A 16405-nucleotide genomic window follows, 5' to 3' on the forward strand; every position below is an offset into this window, starting at 1 on the left:
GGACGGGGCGCGCGCCGCCGCCGAGGCCGCCGGCGCCTCCCTCGAGGTGATCGAGGCCGAGGGCCTCACCGTGCTCGCCGGTCGCGCCGCGGGGGAGAGCGTCGTCGCCCGACCCCGCGCCGAGCGGCCCGATGCGCTGTTCTGCGTCAACGACCTGCTCTCGGTCGGGGCGCTGCAGGCCTTCGCCTTCCGTCACCAGGTCGCCGTGCCCGAGGAGATCGCGCTGGTGGGCTACGACGACATCGCCTTCGCCCGCTCGACGGTGGTGCCGCTGCCCTCGGTCTCCCAGCCCGCCGAGCTCATGGGCCGCACCGCGCTCGCACTGCTCGAGGAGGAGATCCTCGGCACCGACGCCCCTCGCCGGCACGTCTCCTTCCGGCCCACGCTCGTCGAGCGGGCCTCGACTCTCGGGGAGAGCTGAGCGGGGATCCTCGCCCGGCGAGGAAGGCGCGCCGTGGGGGCCTCGGGCGGTCCGCTCCAGGATCGCCCCGGAGAGTCGGCACGACCCGCTGAAACGACTCATCAGGAGAGTGGGCGCAGGAGCGGGAGCGAGTGCGGGGTCGTGGCGCGGACCTGCGAGATCAATCCTCGGCAACCGTTTACACGTTTCATTCTCGTCCCTATGCTGGCTCCCGTCGGCCCTGCCGCACCCACCGATCGAAGGAGATCCTCATGCCCCTCAGCGCCATGCCCCGCCCGGCCCGTCGGGCGGTCCTCGCCTCGCCGCTCGCGCTCCTCGCCCTTTCCTCCTGCGGCCCCAACGTCGCAGGCGGCGGAGGCGACGAGGCCGACGGGGCGCTGCGCTTCACCTGGTGGGGCAATGCGACCCGTGACGAGCTCACCCGCAAGGCGCTCGCCGCGTACGAGGAGGTCGCGCCCGATGTCTCCCTCTCCGCCGAGACCGGTGACTGGAGCGGCTACTGGGACAAGCTCGCCACCCAGGTGGCCGGCGGTGACACCCCGGACATCCTGCAGATGGACGAGGGCTATCTCGCGGAGTACTCCAGCCGCGGCATCCTCGCCGACCTCGCCGAGGCCTCGATCGACACCGCAGGCATCGACCCCGATGCACTCGAGGCGGGCCGGGTGGACGGCGGACTCTTCGCGTTGAACGCGGGCATCAACGCCCCGGTGCTCCTCGCGAACCCCGCCGTCTTCGAGGAGGCCGGGGTCGAGATGCCGGACGACACCACCTGGACCTGGGACGACCTGGTCGACATCGCGACCCGCATCTCCGAGAGTACGGCGGAGGGCACCTTCGGCGTGCAGCAGTTCGCGGCCGCCGGAGGGCCGCCGCTGACCGTGTTCCTCCGCCAGCTCGGCGCCGAGCGGTTCAGCGCCGACGGCGGCATCGGCTTCACCGCCGAGCAGCTTGCGCAGTGGTGGGAGTTCACCCTCCGCCTGCAGGACAGCGGCGCCGCCCCCGAGGCGTCGGTCGCGGTCGAGGAGGCCGGGCAGACCGTCGACCAGACCCTGTTCGCCGTCGGACGATGCGCCCTGCAGGCGCAGTGGTCGAACCAGGCCGTCACGTTCGACAACGCCCTCGGCGGCACGGTGAAGGCACTGCGCATGCCCTCGCACGCCGGCTCCGCCGCCGAGGCCGGGCTCTGGTACAAGGCCTCGATGTACTTCTCCGTCTCGGCGACCGCGAAGGACCCTGAGACTGCGGCCGCCTTCGTCGACTGGATGGTCAACAGCCCCGACGCCGGGAAGATCCTGCTCGCCGAGCGCGGCGTGCCGGCGAACCTCGAAGTGCGCGACGCGATCCGCGAGGACCTCTCCGACGCCGACCGCAAGGCGGTCGACTTCATCGAGGCGATCGCCGAGGAGCTCGGGGACCCGCCGCCCCTGACCCCGCCCGGCGGTGGCGCGGTCGACGACGGGATCACCCGGCGGGCCGAGGACGTGCTCTTCGAGCGCAGCACGCCCGCCGAGGCCGCGCAGGCCGTCGTCGACGAGGCGCCCGTCCTGCTGGGCTGAGCTCCCACCGGGCCCCGGCCCCGGCCTGCTGGGCTGAGCTCCCACCCGGCTCCGGGCCCGCACCGCGCCCTCCGCAGGGCCCCTGCGCGGCCCGCCCGCTGTCGCACCTCTCCGAAAGGCACCATGACCACGCACACCGTCCAGCAGGTCCTCGCGGCGCTCGCCGACCCCGATCCCGCGGCGAGGCCCATGATGCGTTGGTGGTGGTTCGGCCCTGACCTGGAACGGGCCGAGCTCGACCGCGAGCTCGAGGCGATGGGGGCGGCCGGGCTCGGAGGCGCCGAGATCGCCCTGGTCTACCCGCTGCGCGAGGGCGCGCCCCACTACCTCTCCGCCGAGGTGCTCGGCCACCTCCGCCACGTCGCCGAGCGGGCACGGGAGCTCGGCCTGCGCCTGGACGTCACCCTCGGCAGCGGCTGGTCCTACGGCGGTGCGCACATCGGGCCCGAGCACGCCGCGCGCCGACTGCACTGGGGGCGGCGTGACCTGGGCCCGGAGCCGCTCGAGCTCGAGTTGCGCCCGGGCTGGCCGGGGGACGAGCTCGTCTCCGTGCACCTGGGGGAGGGCCTGCCGCCGTCCGGCTGGGAACGCCTGTCGGTCGAGGACGGCACGCTGCGGATCCCCGCCGGGCGCGGACCCCGCACCTTGCTGCTGGCCTGGTCTCGCGCCACCGGGCAGCAGGTGAAGCGCGCCGCCGCGGGGGCAGAGGGCCCGGTGGTGGACCATCTCGACGCCGACGCCGTGCGCCACCACCTCGACGTCGTCGGCGGGGCCGTGCTCGAGGCCGTCCCGGCGGAGCTGCTCGGCTCCGTCTTCAGCGACAGCCTCGAGGTGTACCAGTCCGGATGGACCGGGCGACTGCCCGAGCGCTTCCGCGCCCTCCACGGCTACGAGCTGCTGGACGTCCTGCACCTGCTGGAGGTCGAGGGCCCGGGCGCCGCCCGCGTGCGCGAGGACTACGGCGCCACCCTCTCTGTGCTCGTCGAGGAGGGATTCGTCGCGACCTGCCGCACCTGGGCTGAGGAGCACGGGGCGCGCTTCCGGCTGCAGGGCTACGGCGAGCCGCCGATCACCCTGGCCGCACAGCGGGGCGCCCATCTCATCGAGGGCGAGGGAGCAGGCTGGACGGCGCTGACCCAGTCGCGCTGGGCCTCCTCCGCCGCGCACCACGACCGGCGCGAGGTGGTCTCCAGCGAGGTGTGGACCTGGGTGCACTCCCCATCCTTCCGCGCCACGCCGCTGGACCTCCTCGCCGAGGCGCACGAGCACCTGCTGCTCGGCATCACCCACTTCGTCGGCCACGGCTGGCCCTACACCGCGCCCGACGCCGAGGGGCTCGGCTGGACCTTCTACGCCGCAGGCGCGCTGGACGACCGCAATGCCTGGTGGCCCGCGATGCCCGAGCTCACCGCCCAGCTCACCCGGCTCTGCGCCGCCCTGCGACTCGGCGAGCCCGGCGCCGAGGTCGCTCTCTACCTCCCCTACGCCGACGTCCGCGCCGCCCGCGGCGCGGGGCACGACCTGTGGCGCGCCTGCCGCGCGCATGTGGGAGAGGCGATCCCTGCCGCGATCCGCCGCGCCGGCCACGACCTCGACCTCGTCGACGACGACATCCTCGAGACCCTCGACCCCGCCGCGTACCGGGTGGTGGTGCTCCCGCGCGTCTCCCGGCTACCGCAGGCCGCCGCGGACTGGCTGGACAGAGTGCGCGCAGCGGGCGGCACGGTCCTCGCCGTCGACTCCCCGGCCTATCCCGCCGGGGAGACGGTGACGATGCCCGAGGCGGTGGTCGACGCCGAACGGCTCGTGGACCATGCGACGCTCTCGATGGTCGGCGCCTCGGCCGCAGCCGGCGCCGAGGCGGCGTCCGACGGCGGTGGGCAGAGCGCCCTGCGCGCCGCGCTGCATGCGGCGTGCCCGCCGCCCCTGACACTGTCCGGGGACCGTGGCAGGGTGGGGGTGGTGCGTCGCCGGCTCGCCGACGGTGAGCTGTTCCTCCTGGTGAACACCGGACCCACCCCGCTCTCGCTGACCCTCGCCCCGCGCCGCAGCGTGGCGGGGCTGAGCGTCCACGACCCCGCCTCGGGGGGCTCCCTCCGGCTTGCGCCCGACGGCGGGGTGCTCGATCTCGCGCCCTACGAGGCACGGCTCCTGCTCGCCCGCGACGAGGCGCTCGCCGGCGCCCCTGATACGGCGCTCAGCGGCGCGCATGACGGGGAGCGCGGCGTGCCCAGCGGTGACGGCGCGGCGCTGGGCGGTGAGAGCACGGACGGAGAGAGCGCGGCGTCGGTCCTCGCCGCGACGCCCTTGGACGGCCCGTGGACCCTCGCCAGGGGTGAGGACGAGCCCCGGCCCGTCGCCCTCCCGCACCTGCTCACGGGCGCAGAGGCCGCGGACCTGCGCTCGCTCCGCTTCGAGACGACGCTGACCCTCGACGAGCACGAGGCGTCCGGACCCCTGCTGCTCGACCTCGGTGAGGGCGCACCCCGTGACGAGCCCGGGCCGGGCAGCGGCTACGAGGCCCTGCTGGACCCGCCGGTGCGCGAGGTCGCGATCGTCGAGATCGACGGGCACGAGGTCGGGATGCTGTGGCGGCCCCCGTACCGTCTCGACCTCACCGGCTGGGTCACCGCCGGCGGCGCACGGCTCGCCCTGACCGTGCTCGGCACGACCGCCGCGGCGGCCGCCGCGCCGGAGAACGCCCTGCCCGCCGCCCGGACGGTCGCCGCGGCGCACGCCGCCTACGGCGAACGCTTCCAGCAGCAGGAGCTTGACCTGTTGCTGGACGGGGTCGCGACGGGCCTCGGCGAGGTGCCCGTGCTGCGTCACCGCGCCCGCTGAGGCGGCTCAGGCGTCCAGTTGCGTGCTCAGGTCTCCGGCGGCTTAGCTCAGGCCCCCGGCTGCATGCCGGTGAGGATCTCGAGGATTTCGTCGGCCCCCTCGGAGGGACTGACCTTGCCGAAGAGCACCTCTTCGAAGACGCGCGTGTACTCATCGCGCAGGTGCGCAGGAAGATCGCCAGCGGCACGGCGTTGATGATCTGGCGTGCGAGCAGCAGCGCCAGCAGCGACAGCACGCTCCACCAGGGCAGGCGTCCCAGCGCGTCGGCCACCGCGGCGAGGTCCAGCCGGCGCGTGGTGCGCACGATCGCGAAGACGACCGCCACGATCACTGCGATCAGCAGCGCCCGGCCGAGGAGCCGCCGCCAGCGGGGCGGGGGCAGAGCGGCTGCGTCGAGTCTTCGCGTGTCAGGCCCGCCGGGCCCCACGGGATCGGGTCCCGGGCCTGGGTGCTCAGCCAAGGATGCCGAGCCCCTCGCCGGGGAAGAAGGCGCCGAGCAGCACCAGGATCACGATGGTCACCGCGGTCATATGAGTCTCGAGCCAGGCACGTGTGCTCCCCGCGTGGGGGAGAGGCTGGGGCGGGCGGTGCACCTGGTGCGGCGTCGCACGGATCCTGCGGAGTGGTCCCGGGCGCTGCGGCAGTCCCAGGGGCATGTCGCCGAGGGCTTCGGCACCCGGTTCCCGCAGGCACTCCTTGCGAGCGGCGGGGTGCTCGTCGCGGACCTCGCGATCCTCACGCTCTGCCTGCGCCTGATGGGTGTGGACGCGGAGGCGCTGCCGCTCGTGGACCTGGTCGCCGCCTACGTCTTCGCCTTCCCGCTGACCATGTTCCCGGCGCAGGGCCTCGGCGTCATGGACACGGCGCTGCTCGCCTCCTTCGCCGAGACGGCCGGTCAGGGCGTCGTGGAGCCTGCGCTCGCCGCGGTGATCGTCTGGCGCGCCGTCACGGTCGCCGGCCCCTGCTGCTGGGCCTCGTCACGGTGATGCTGTGGCGTCGGGAGGGGCGGCCCGTCCCGGCCCGGTGACCGTGCGGGTGCGCAGCGCCGTCGGTCAGCGAGCCGGGGTGAACACCTCCAGCTCGACGCTCTCCCGTACCAGGCGCCGGATCGCGCCGGGTCCGTCGGGGACGGCGCCGAGAGCGCGGGACTGGACCGCGATGTTTCCCAGCGCCGTCGCCTCCATGGGGCCGGCGACCACCTCGAGACCGAGGGCATCGGCGGTGAGCTGGTTCAGCAGCGCGTTGCGGGAGCCGCCGCCGACGACGTGCAGACGCGTCGGGAGCGGGACCCCGGCCAGGTCACAGGCGGCGTGCAGCTCCTCGCGATAGGTCTCGGCGAGGGATTCGAGGATGCAGCGCACCAGCTCGGCCGGAGTGCGTGGCGACTCGTCCTCGCCGAGCGGCCGGGCGGCCTCCCGCACCCGGTCCGCCATCCTCCCCGGGGTGAGGAAGCACGGATCGGTGGGGTCGATGCGGAAGCGGTCCCCTGGCACGACGGCCGCCGCGGCGAGCAGGTCGTCGAGCTCCACGCGCGCCCCGTCCTCCTCCCACTGCCGGATCGACTCGCTGACCAGCCACATCCCGGCCACGTTCTTGAGGAAGCGGACGGTGCCGGCGACCCCGCCCTCGTTCGTGAACCCCGCGTCGTGCGCGGCTGCCGTGGCGACCGGGGCAAGCAGCTCGAGGCCGATCAGCGACCAGGTGCCGGAGGAGATGTAGGCGAGAGTCTCGTCGGCCTTCGTCCCGGCATGGTCTGTGGCCGCAGGATCCGCGAAGTCGGCCGCTCCGGCAGCACCGTCTCCGCCGGCGGGTACGGCGAGCACTGCGGAGGCGGTGTCGTGGGAGCCGACGGCGATCACCGGCACCTCGCCGATCCCGAGGGAGCGGGCGAGGTCGGGGCGCACCGTACCGAGCCGCTCGCCGGGCGCGATGAACGGGGCGAACAGGCCCTCGTCGGCCCCAGCGGCGGCGAGGAGCTCCGGCACCCAGGCCGCCTCGTCCGCGGCGAGCATGCCCGTGGTCGAGGCGTTCGTCAGCTCGGTGCGGCGCTGCCCGGTGAGCAGGAAGCCGATCGCGTCCGGCACGAGCAGCGCGGCCGAGCCCGAAGGGAGCGCGGCTAGGCGGTCGTCGGCCGCGAGCTGGTACAGGGTGTTGAAGGGCTGCTGGGCCACGCCCGTCAGAGCGAACTGCCGTGCGGCCGGGACCTGCGCGGCGAGGCGTTCGGCGACGCCATCGGTGCGGCCGTCGCGGTAGGAGATCACCTCGCCGATCCGCTCCCCGTCGGGGCCGATGAGGGCGTAGTCCACGGCCCAGGAGTCCACGCCGATCGAGCTCAGGCCCGGCAGGCCCCGGAGGACGGCGAGGTCGTGGGCGGCGGAGAGGCCCTGCCGGATCTCGGCCCACAGCGCGTCGAGATCCCAGCTGAGATGCCCCACGCGGGTCTCGAGCCGGTTCTCGAAGCGGTGCGCGGGGACCAGTTCGATCCGGCCCCTGGCGACCACGCCGAGCATGACCCGGCCCGAGGTCGCGCCGAGGTCGATCGCGGCGACCGCGTGCGGGCCCCCGGCGCTCATCGCAGGAACGCCGCGGCGACCCCCGCGTCCACCGGTACGTGCAGACCGGTGGTGTGCGAGAGGTCCCCGGCGGTCAGGGCGAACACGGCGTTCGCCACGTTCTCCGGCAGCACCTCGCGCTTCAGCAGGGTGCGCTGGGCGTAGAACTCGCCGAGCTTCTCCTCCTCGACGCCGTACACCTTCGCCCGGCTCGCGCCCCAGCCGCCGGCGAAGATGCCGGAGCCGCGCACCACCCCGTCGGGGTTGATGCCGTTGACGCGGATCTGGTGCTCGCCGAGCTCCGCGGCGAGCAGCCGCACCTGATGGGCCTGATCCGCCTTCGTCGCCGAGTAGGCGATGTTGTTGGGCCCGGCGAAGACGGAGTTCTTCGAGGAGATGTAGAGGATGTCCCCGCCCATGGCCTGCGCGATCATCACGCGAGCCGTCTCGCGGGAGACGAGGAAGCTGCCGCGCGCCATGACGTCGTGCTGCAGGTCCCAGTCCTTCGCGGTCGTCTCTAGCAGCGGCTTGGACAGCGAGAGCCCGGCGTTGTTCACGATGAGGTCGAGCCCGCCGAAGGCGAGCACGGCCTCGGCGACCATGTCGATCACGGCCTGCTCGTCGGAGACGTCGGCGCGCAGGGCGACGGCGTGGTCCGGTCCGCCGAGCTCCTCGGCGGTGGCCTGGGCGTTCTCCAGGTTCAGGTCCGCGATCACGACGCATGCGCCCTCGGCGACGAGCCGCGTCGCCGTCGCCTTGCCGATCCCGGAGCCGCCCCCGGTCACGAGCGCGACGCGGGTGGCGAGTGGCTTGGGCGTCGGCCGACGGCGCAGCTTCGCCTCCTCCAGCTCCCAGTACTCGATGCGGAACTTCTCCGACTCGCCGATGGGAGAGTAGGTCGAGACCGCCTCCGCGCCGCGCATCACGTGGATCGCGTTGACGTAGAACTCCCCGGCGACCCGCGCGGTCTGCGCGTCGGCGCCGAAGGAGAACATGCCGACCCCCGGGACCAGCACGATCGCAGGATCCGCGCCGCGCATGGCGGGGGAGTCCGCGCTCGCGTGGCGCTCGTAGTAGGCGGCGTAGTCCTCGCGGTAGGACTCGTGCAGCTCGCGCAGGCGCGCGATCTGCTCCTCCACCGGGGCGCTCGCGGGCAGGTCCAGGACCAGGGGCTTGACCTTGGTGCGCAGGAAGTGGTCGGGGCAGGAGGTGCCGAGCTCGGCGAGCGCAGCGAGCTTCTCGCCCGCGAGGAACTCGTGGACGTTCTCGCTGTCGGTCCAGTGGCCGATCATCGGCGCGTCGGTCGAGGCGAGACCGCGGATCACGGGGAACAGTGCCGACGCCTTCGCGCGCCGCTCCGCCTCCGGCAGCGCGGCGCGGGCGGGGTCGGCCGGGCCGAAGGGCTCGGCGGCGCCGTGCGCGTCCAGGTGCGCCTGCGCCTCGCGGATGATCCGCAGCGAGTTCTCCTTCGCCTCCTGGGAGGTCGCGCCCCAGGCGGTGATGCCGTGCCCGCCGAGGATGCAGCCGATCGCCTCGGGGCTGCGGGCCTTGATCTCGGCGATGTCCAGCCCCAGCTGGAAGCCGGGTCGCCGCCACGGCACCCACACCACGGCGTCGCCGAAGATCTCCTGGGTCAGGCGCTCCCCGTCGGCAGCGGTCGCGAGCGCGATCCCGGCATCGGGGTGGAGGTGGTCCACGTGCGGGGCGTCGACCAGGGCGTGCATGGCGGTGTCGATCGAGGGGGCGGCCCCGCCCTTGCCGAACAGGCAGTGGTCGAAGGCCGCGACCATCTCGTCCTCCCGCTCCACGCCCGGGTAGACGTCCTGCAGGGCGCGCACCCGGTCCAGGCGCAGCACCGCCAGGCCCTTCTCCTCCAGGGTGCCGAGGTCGCCGCCGGAGCCCTTCACCCACAGCAGCTCGACATCCTGCCCGGTGACGGGGTCGGTGTCGGTGCCCTTGGCGGAGGTGTTGCCGCCGGCGTAGTTCGTCGTCGTCGGGTCGGCGCCCAGCTCGTTCGAGCGGGTCAGGAGGGCGTCGATCGTCTCTCGTGCGGTGCTCATTCAGGCTCCCCATCCCATCTGGTTCCCGCCGACGCGCTCGCCGGCGACCTTCTCCTCGTAGCCGCTCGCGCGGAACGCCGCGAACGGATCCGCCGGCAGGCCCCGCTCCTCGCGGAAGGCCGCGAGCGCCGGTCGCACGTCCGTCCAGAAGGCATCCATGAGGATCCCGTGCGCCTCGAGCACATCGTGGCGCTCCTGCGCATCGGCCAGGGCCTCGCGGTCCACCAGCAGCGCCTTGGCGAGCGTCTCCTGCACGTTCAGCACCGAGCGGATCTGGCCCTGGATCTTCGACTCGAGGTTGTGGCACTCGTCGAGCATGAAGTTCACGCCGGAGGCGGGGCGGTGGGCGTCCTGCTGCACGATCTCGAACAGGATCCGGAACAGCTGGAACGGGTCCGCGGCGCCGACGATCAGGTCGTCGTCGGCGTAGTTGCGGGAGTTGAAGTCGAAGGCCCCGAGCCGGTGCTGCCGCAGCAGCTGGGCGACGATGAACTCGATGTTCGTGCCGGGGGCATGGTGGCCGGTGTCCAGCACCACCTGCGCCTGCTCGCCGAGGGCCAGGCAGTGCATCAGGCTCGTGCCCCAGTCCGGGACGTCGGTGTGGTAGAACGCCGGCTCGAAGAACTTGTACTCCAGCACCAGGCGCTCGCCCTCGCGCAGACCCGCGTAGATCTCCTGCAGCGACTCCGCCAGATGGTCCTGCCGCCGACGGATCGAGTCCTGACCGGCGTAGTTCGTGCCGTCGGCCAGCCAGATCTTCAGCTCGTGCGAGCCCGCCTCCCGCATCACGTCCAGGCACTCGAGGTGGTGGTCGATCGCGCGGCGGCGCACGGACGCGTCCGAGTGGGTGAGCGAACCGAACTTGTACTCGTCGTCCTGGAAGGTGTTGGAGTTGATCATGCCGAGCGAGACGCCGAGCTCCGCGGCGTGGGCGCGCAGCGCGGCGACGTCCTCGACCCGGTCCCAGGGGTGGTGCAGGGACACGCGCGGGGCGAGGCCGGTGAAGGCGTGGGTCTGCGCGGCGTCGGCGATCTTCTCGAAGGGGTCGCGCGGGGTGCCTGGGGTGCCGAAGACCTTGAAGCGGGTGCCGGAGTTGCCGTAGGCCCAGCTGGGGACCTCGATGGAGAACTCCTCGAGGTCGCGGGCGACCTCGGGGGGAAGCGTGGCGGGGCTGGTCATGGTGGCTCCTTCGGGACGGACCGGTCCGTGCGGGCGGCGTCGGCGGCGACGGCCTTGGACGAGCAGCGACCGATTCGAGGGTTGAAACGACTCAAGAAAGAACCTAGCATTCCCGTCGGCGGTTCGACAACAGACGTCCCCGCCGCCCTCGCACCGATCCGTCGCGGGGGGACTCGCCCGATGAGGAGCAGCGATGACGCCGCCTGATCTCGACCACCTGCTGGCCACCACAACCGCTCGCAGCCCTCACCGCTGCTGCTTCCTGCTGCACGTGCGCACAGAGAAGCTCGCCGACTACGTCGCCGCGCACCAGGACGTCTGGGAGGAGATGCGCACAGCGCTCTCCGACGCCGGATGGCGCAACTACTCCCTCTTCCTGCGTCCGGAGGACGGCCTGGTCGTCGGCTATTTCGAGGCCGACGACGTCGACGCCGCCCAGGATGCGATCGCCCGCGCCGCGATCAGTCCTCGCTGGGAGGCGGCGATGGCGGAGTACTTCACCCCCGGCGGTGGGGAGAAGCGGGTCCTGCCGCAGTACTTCCATCTCGCCTGACCGCTGCCGTCCCGGTCGACATGCGGCCGTCCCGGCCGGCTGCGGCCGAGAGTGACCCGACCGCCGGGTCGGCCCGCGCGTCGCCGCCTCAGCACCTGATTCCCGAGGAGGGAGACCATGAGCAACACCGTGCCCACGCCGGCACTCGCCCGGACCGCGGGCCATGTCCGCGGATGGAAGGCCACCATCGCCGTGGCCATGTCGAACTACATCGAAGCCGGCTCGATCATCGCCCTCGCCACCAGCCTCACGCTGTGGCAGGAGTACTTCGGCTTCTCGAACTGGGTCGTCGGCCTGGTCGCCGCGCTCTCGGCCAACGCCTTCGGCGCCGCGGTCGGCGCCATGATCGGCGGACCGCTCGGAGACCGCTACGGCCGCAAGTTCATCTACACCTACGACCTGATCCTCTACATGCTCGGCACCCTGTTGGTCGTCTTCGCCGCCCAGGCGTGGATGCTCGTGCTCGGCGTGATCCTCACCGGCATCGCCGTCGGCGCCGGAGTGCCGGTGGCCTGGACGTACATCGCCGAGCAGGCGCCCGGCGCGAAGCGTGCCCGCCACGTGGGCACCGCGCAGCTCGCCTGGTCGCTCGGGCCGGCGGTCGTCTTCGCGATCGCGACCGCGCTGGTCCCGCTGGGGCTGCTGGGATCCCGGCTGATCTTCGCCCACCTCTTCGTCGTCGCCTTCATCACCTGGTGGGTGCGTCGGGGTCTCGCGGAGTCCGACATCTGGGTCGAGCAGAAGAAGGTCCGCGACGACGCCGCGGCACGGGGCGAGGCGGTCGCGCACCGCGGACTGAAGGAGCTCCTCTCCCGTCGTCAGAACGTCACCGCGCTGCTGTTCCTGATCGGCGTCTACGGCCTGTGGAACATGGTGGCCGGGCAGATGGGCATCTTCATGCCCCGGGTCTACGAGACGGCCGGGGTGGCGAGCGCCGCGAGCCAGAACCTCCTGCAGGTGCTGCTGTGGACCATGACCGTCGCGGCGACCTACTTCGGATTCATGCTCCTCGGGGACAAGGTCGACCGACGCCTGCTCTACGGGATCGGGGCCGTGCTCGGGCTGGCCGCCTGGGTGCTCCTCGTGTTCGCGCACGTCACCACGCCGCTGCTGATCGCCTTCGCGGTGCTGTGGGGCGTCTCGGCAGGCATCGGCGCTCAGGCCTTCTATGCGCTGTGGACGGCGGAGATGTTCGCGACCCCGTACCGGGCGACGGCGCAGGGCGTGCTGTTCTTCGCCGCGAGAATTCTCGTCGGCGTGCTCAGCTACGTCTTCCCGACGCTGCTCGCGGCGCGGGGAGTGCCGTTCGTCGGGATGATCATGATCGGCTTCCTGCTCGTCGCCCTGGTGATCGGCGTGATCGGTGCACCGGACACGCGTGGCAAGAGCCTCGAGCAGATCGAGAAGGAGCGGTACGGCTCCGCGGTGTGACGGAGGAGAGCCGCCCTTCCGCTCCATGGGTGGAAAGCGCTTGACCGTCGGTGTCCGGGCGGACAAGGATGGGGCCCGGTCCGGATCCGGTGTTCACCGCGGAGGCGATCGGACCGGGCCCCGCCGAGGCGGCCGCACCGCGCCGCCGCATCCCCTGCCGATCAGCCGCCCCTGCGCGGCTGCCCCCTACGAGGAGACCCGATGACCTCCCCGACCCTCCAGGTCCTGAACTCCAACGGCGCCTGGTGCTGGTTCCAGGACGAGCGTGCCCTCGTCGACCCCGAGCGCCGGCAGCTCGTCGTCGGCTCCATCGCCTCGGTCGCCGGGAAGGACGGGGACCGCCGCGGCGGCGACCTCGACCTCTCCGTCGTCGACCTCGAGACCGGGGACGTGCAGGTCGTGACCCTGCACGAGGGCTTCGAGTCCGACGATCACGACGTACCCGCGCTGTGGCTTCGCCCCGACGGGCGCTGGCTCGCCGTCTACGCCCGCCACAAGACCGACGACAACACCTACTGGCGGATCAGCGAGCCGCACGACCCCACCCGCTGGGGCGAGGAGAAGCTGTTCGACTGGTCCGAGCTCACCGAGGGCCGCCACGTCACCTACTCCAACCTCCACGAGCTCGACGGACGGCTCTACTGCTTCGTCCGCGCGATCAACGACGACCCCTGCGCGCTGGTCTCCGACGACCTCGGCGACACCTGGACCTTCGCCGGCAAGCTCTTCGAGCGCGAAAAGGTCGGCTACGTCAACGCCTACGCCCGCTACGCCGAGGGGCCCGACGGGCTGCACGTCATCGCCACCGACCACCACCCCCGCGACTACGACAACGCGATCCACCACGGTGTGCTCTCCGGCGGCCGGCGCCACGACTCGACCGGCGCCGTGGTGGGGGGCGAGCTCTTCGCCGAGCCCGCCCCGAACCAGGACCGGCTGACGACGATCCTCCCCGCCGGCAGCGAGGTGGGCGGGGCGCGCCTGAGCCACGCCTGGACCACCGACCTCCGGGTCGTGGACGGAGTCGTCTCCGCCGTGATGACCGCCCGCGCGGACCACCCCGGCTGGCCCGAGGGCGCCGCGGTCACCGGACCCGACGCGGTGCGGGACGCCGACGGCAACGACGTCCCCGTCCCCGACCTGCGCCTGGTCTACGCCCGCCTCGGCAAGGGCGGCACCTGGGCCGTCCACCCCCTCGCCGATGCCGGCCCCGGCCTGCTGCCCCACGAGCAGGACTACACGGGCCTGGCAGCCCTGGATCCCTACGACCCCGACCACCTCGTGCTCTCCACTCCGATCGACCCGCGCGACGGCCGTGCGCTGACACACCGCGAGCTGTTCCGCGGCCGCACCGAGGACGGCGGCGCGAGCTGGGCATGGACGGCGATCACCGAGGACTCCGAGGTCGACAACCTCCGCCCGATCCTCGCCCCCGGCGACCCCGCCGCCGAGCACCTGCTCTGGTTCCGCGGCACCATGGCCTCCTCGCAGCGCTTCGACTGCGAGGTCGTGCTGCGCTCCGCGCCGCGACCCGCCGACACCGCCACGCCCGACGCAGGAGAGACCCGATGACCACGCCCCCGCCGACCGCGCCCGCCGCGGAGCCGTTCGCGCCGACCGACCCGCGCGGCGAGATGCTGCGCCGCCTGGAGGCGCTGCGCGGCGCGAGCAGCTGGGACGAGGTCCCCGCCGCGGCGCGCGAGGCCTGGGAGAGGCCCTACGGTCCGGCAGAGCGCCTCGACCTGCGCATCGAGAACCGCGAGGCGCGCGGCCCCCACGGCATCGTCCCCCTGCGCGTCTACAGCCCCGCCGCGCGCAGCCGCCGGCCCCGGGCCGCGCTCGTGTGGTGCCACGGTGGCTCCTTCCAGCACGGCGACCTCGACATGCCCGAGGCGCACGAGACCGCGCGCCGCGTGGCCGCCCGCGCGGACGCCGTGGTCGTCTCCGTCGACTACCGGCTGTGCGACGAGCCCGCCGAGACCGGCGGCGCCCCCGCGAGGCGACTGCCCGGCGAGACCTTCACCGTCCACGCCCCGATCCCTGGGGACGACGTCATGGCCGCCGTGCGCTGGACGCGTTCCATGGCGCGGCTGCTCGGCATCGACCCCGGCCGCGTCGCGCTCGGCGGGGCGAGCGCCGGCGGCAACCTCGCCGCCTCCGCCTCCCTGCGCCTGGCCGAGCAGGGCGAGTCGCCCGCCGCGAGCCTGCTGATGTACCCGGTCACGCATCCGCTGAACCCCGAGCCCACCGCCGAGGAGGCCGCGGCGCTCGCCGACGTCCCGGGCATGTTCCGCTTCCCTCCGGAGTCGATGCGGCTGATGGCCGAGACGTACCTCGGCCGCCCGCTCGAGGAGGCCACCGCCCACGAGTTCCCCGGCCTCGGCACCCCCGCCCAGCTCGCCGTGCTGCCCCGCACCTATCTCGAGGTCGACGAGCACGACGACCTGCGCTGCGGCGCCCGCCGCTATGCCGAGCAGCTGACCGAGGCCGGCGTCGAGGTCGAGCACGTGGTGCGCCGCGGCGTCACCCACGGCCACCTCAACAAGCTCGGCCTGCCGCAGGCGGCCGAGTCCTGCGAGGCCATGGCGCAGATCCTGCGGGAGCTCTGAGAGCGCGGGCCGTCCTCCCCGGTCCCCTCGCGCCGCTTCTCGAGGTGCGACGCGCACGTCTCGATCGAGTGCTTCACCTGGGAGGACATCCACGTCGAGGGCCGCGCGGCGCTCGAGACGGTCCGCTCCGCAGACCCGGCGGCCCGCTAGGGGCGGAGGACGGTCCTGTCGAGGCGCGGGCTGACCGCCCGGGTGGACGGCGAGCGGACCGGGCCGGGCGGACGTACAGTTCCGCCATGAACCCCATGGAGGACGCCGGGCGCGCCGCCCGCGACGGTGCCGCGGCGGCCGAGCGCACCGCCGAGACCGTGACCGATCATCCCGTCTTCGAGGGCATCGCCCGCGGCGGCTTCGTGATGAGCGGCCTGGTGCACGTGCTCATCGGCTGGTTCGCGCTGCGCGTCGCCCTCGGCGGCTCGGGGCAGGATGCCGACCAGTCCGGCGCGCTGAACACCGTCGCCGCCGCTCCCGGCGGAAATGCGCTGCTGTGGATCGGTGGCCTGGCGATGCTCGCCCTGACCGTCTGGCATCTCGCCGAGGCGTACTTCGGCGCGAGATGGGCCGACGACGACCGCCGGCGCCTCACCCACGTCGTGAAGACGCTCGGCAAGGCCGGGGTGTACGGCGCGCTCGGGGTGACCGCGCTGCGCTTCGCCGCCGGCGGCGGCAGCGACTCCGGCCAGCAGACCTCCGAGCTCACCGCGGGTCTGCTCGGCAGCGCGGCAGGTCGCGGGGCGGTGATCCTGATCGGTCTCGTCGTCCTCGCGGTCGGGGGATACCACGTGGTCAAGGGAGCGGGCCGGGGCTTCGAGGACGATCTCCGCCCGCCCGGCGACCAGCGGATCAGCATGGTCGTGATCGTCACCGGCGTGATCGGCTACATCGCCAAGGGCGTCGCGCTGATCGTCGTCGGCATCCTGTTCGGCTGGGCCGCGATCGGCTCGGACCCCGAGAAGGCGACCGGCCTGGACGGCGCGTTCCAGACCATGGCGAGCCTGCTCGCGGGGGCGGTGCTGCTGGTCGTCGTCGGCATCGGGGTGATGCTCTACGGCGTCTACGCGGTGCTGCGCTCGCGCTACGCGCCGCTCTGAGCCAGGGCGGCTCTCCGCAGGGGCGAGCCCCGAGGGCCTCGGGCCCGGAGGGAGGGCCGGCTCTCGGGGGTTGCGCGCGGGCCCGACGCGCGGGCCGACCGACGGGGCG

Annotated in this window: 14 protein-coding genes; 9 read left to right on the forward strand and 5 right to left on the reverse strand. The window is 73.3% G+C overall.

Annotated elements, in window-relative coordinates; genetic code table 11:
- From HMPREF3159_RS12460 to HMPREF3159_RS12470, 3 genes are all read left to right on the forward strand, one after another.
- Positions 1-421 (forward strand): substrate-binding domain-containing protein (locus HMPREF3159_RS12460; protein WP_141748219.1); only part of this gene is annotated, 421 nt, incomplete at its 5' end.
- Between the two features lie 251 nt (positions 422-672).
- A complete protein-coding gene (locus tag HMPREF3159_RS12465) occupies positions 673-1980 on the forward strand; it encodes an ABC transporter substrate-binding protein (protein WP_070501317.1) in 1308 nt (435 codons plus the stop codon).
- A gap of 123 nt (positions 1981-2103) precedes the next feature.
- Positions 2104-4821 (forward strand): glycosyl hydrolase, encoded by a 2718-nt coding sequence (locus HMPREF3159_RS12470; protein ID WP_070501319.1) that lies wholly within the window; start codon positions 2104-2106, stop codon positions 4819-4821.
- Between the two features lie 47 nt (positions 4822-4868).
- On the opposite strand, the gene HMPREF3159_RS17195 is transcribed toward HMPREF3159_RS12470, so the two are convergent.
- Both HMPREF3159_RS17195 and HMPREF3159_RS17535 read right to left on the reverse strand, forming a co-directional pair.
- Positions 4869-5063: a hypothetical protein gene (locus HMPREF3159_RS17195; RefSeq protein ID WP_141748220.1), complete on the reverse strand. Its 195-nt coding sequence runs from the start codon at positions 5061-5063 to the stop codon at positions 4869-4871.
- A 210-nt stretch (positions 5064-5273) separates the two neighbouring features.
- Positions 5274-5414: a hypothetical protein gene (locus tag HMPREF3159_RS17535; protein WP_168165430.1), complete on the reverse strand. Its 141-nt coding sequence runs from the start codon at positions 5412-5414 to the stop codon at positions 5274-5276.
- Positions 5415-5417: 3 nt separating this feature from the next.
- Here HMPREF3159_RS17535 and HMPREF3159_RS12475 point away from each other — a divergent pair, with 3 nt between their 5' ends.
- Complete coding sequence (locus HMPREF3159_RS12475) at positions 5418-5807, forward strand: lysylphosphatidylglycerol synthase domain-containing protein (protein WP_141748221.1); 390 nt, start codon at positions 5418-5420, stop codon at positions 5805-5807.
- A gap of 66 nt (positions 5808-5873) precedes the next feature.
- Here HMPREF3159_RS12475 and HMPREF3159_RS12480 read toward each other — a convergent pair whose 3' ends face one another.
- Genes HMPREF3159_RS12480 through rhaI form a run of 3 tightly spaced genes read right to left on the reverse strand, consistent with a single transcriptional unit; the run spans position 5874 to position 10612 of the window.
- Positions 5874-7394, reverse strand: a complete 1521-nt coding sequence (locus tag HMPREF3159_RS12480; RefSeq protein ID WP_070501323.1) for a rhamnulokinase — start codon at positions 7392-7394, stop codon at positions 5874-5876.
- Complete coding sequence (locus HMPREF3159_RS12485; RefSeq protein WP_070501325.1) at positions 7391-9433, reverse strand: bifunctional rhamnulose-1-phosphate aldolase/short-chain dehydrogenase; 2043 nt, start codon at positions 9431-9433, stop codon at positions 7391-7393. The genes HMPREF3159_RS12480 and HMPREF3159_RS12485 overlap by 4 nt, the downstream gene beginning before the upstream one ends.
- Positions 9434-10612 carry an L-rhamnose isomerase gene (gene rhaI / locus HMPREF3159_RS12490; protein WP_070501327.1) on the reverse strand — a complete coding sequence of 393 codons (1179 nt, stop codon included), beginning with the start codon at positions 10610-10612 and terminating at the stop codon, positions 9434-9436.
- 193 nt (positions 10613-10805) lie between these two features.
- Between rhaI and HMPREF3159_RS12495 the strand changes: the two genes are divergently transcribed.
- From HMPREF3159_RS12495 to HMPREF3159_RS12515, 5 genes are all read left to right on the forward strand, one after another.
- The gene (locus HMPREF3159_RS12495; RefSeq protein WP_070501329.1) at positions 10806-11165 is read left to right on the forward strand and encodes an L-rhamnose mutarotase; all 360 of its coding nucleotides are present in this window, start codon (positions 10806-10808) and stop codon (positions 11163-11165) included.
- A 117-nt stretch (positions 11166-11282) separates the two neighbouring features.
- Entirely contained in the window at positions 11283-12596 is a 1314-nt protein-coding gene (locus HMPREF3159_RS12500; protein ID WP_070501331.1) for an MFS transporter, read from the forward strand.
- A 201-nt stretch (positions 12597-12797) separates the two neighbouring features.
- Positions 12798-14168, forward strand: a complete 1371-nt coding sequence (locus HMPREF3159_RS12505) for a BNR-4 repeat-containing protein (protein ID WP_070501333.1) — start codon at positions 12798-12800, stop codon at positions 14166-14168.
- A complete protein-coding gene (locus tag HMPREF3159_RS12510; protein WP_070501334.1) occupies positions 14165-15205 on the forward strand; it encodes an alpha/beta hydrolase in 1041 nt (346 codons plus the stop codon). Before HMPREF3159_RS12505 ends, HMPREF3159_RS12510 begins: the two co-directional genes overlap by 4 nt.
- Before the next feature lie 236 nt (positions 15206-15441).
- Positions 15442-16296 (forward strand): DUF1206 domain-containing protein, encoded by an 855-nt coding sequence (locus HMPREF3159_RS12515; RefSeq protein ID WP_083305939.1) that lies wholly within the window; start codon positions 15442-15444, stop codon positions 16294-16296.
- Positions 16297-16405 lie beyond the last annotated feature (109 nt).

Source organism: Brachybacterium sp. HMSC06H03, from assembly GCF_001807385.1.
In the GTDB taxonomy this organism is placed as follows: domain Bacteria; phylum Actinomycetota; class Actinomycetes; order Actinomycetales; family Dermabacteraceae; genus Brachybacterium; species Brachybacterium conglomeratum.

Bases quoted from the DNA above. Each gene is read 5' to 3' on its own strand.
- HMPREF3159_RS12500 (WP_070501331.1), top strand. From the start codon at position 11,283: ATGAGCAACACCGTGCCCACGCCGGCACTCGCCCGGACCGCGGGCCAT.
- rhaI (WP_070501327.1), bottom strand. From the start codon at position 10,612: ATGACCAGCCCCGCCACGCTTCCCCCCGAGGTCGCCCGCGACCTCGAG.
- HMPREF3159_RS12465 (WP_070501317.1), top strand. From the start codon at position 673: ATGCCCCTCAGCGCCATGCCCCGCCCGGCCCGTCGGGCGGTCCTCGCC.
- HMPREF3159_RS12495 (WP_070501329.1), top strand. From the start codon at position 10,806: ATGACGCCGCCTGATCTCGACCACCTGCTGGCCACCACAACCGCTCGC.
- HMPREF3159_RS12510 (WP_070501334.1), top strand. From the start codon at position 14,165: ATGACCACGCCCCCGCCGACCGCGCCCGCCGCGGAGCCGTTCGCGCCG.
- HMPREF3159_RS12485 (WP_070501325.1), bottom strand. From the start codon at position 9,433: ATGAGCACCGCACGAGAGACGATCGACGCCCTCCTGACCCGCTCGAAC.
- HMPREF3159_RS12505 (WP_070501333.1), top strand. From the start codon at position 12,798: ATGACCTCCCCGACCCTCCAGGTCCTGAACTCCAACGGCGCCTGGTGC.
- HMPREF3159_RS12480 (WP_070501323.1), bottom strand. From the start codon at position 7,394: ATGAGCGCCGGGGGCCCGCACGCGGTCGCCGCGATCGACCTCGGCGCG.
- HMPREF3159_RS12470 (WP_070501319.1), top strand. From the start codon at position 2,104: ATGACCACGCACACCGTCCAGCAGGTCCTCGCGGCGCTCGCCGACCCC.
- HMPREF3159_RS12515 (WP_083305939.1), top strand. From the start codon at position 15,442: ATGAACCCCATGGAGGACGCCGGGCGCGCCGCCCGCGACGGTGCCGCG.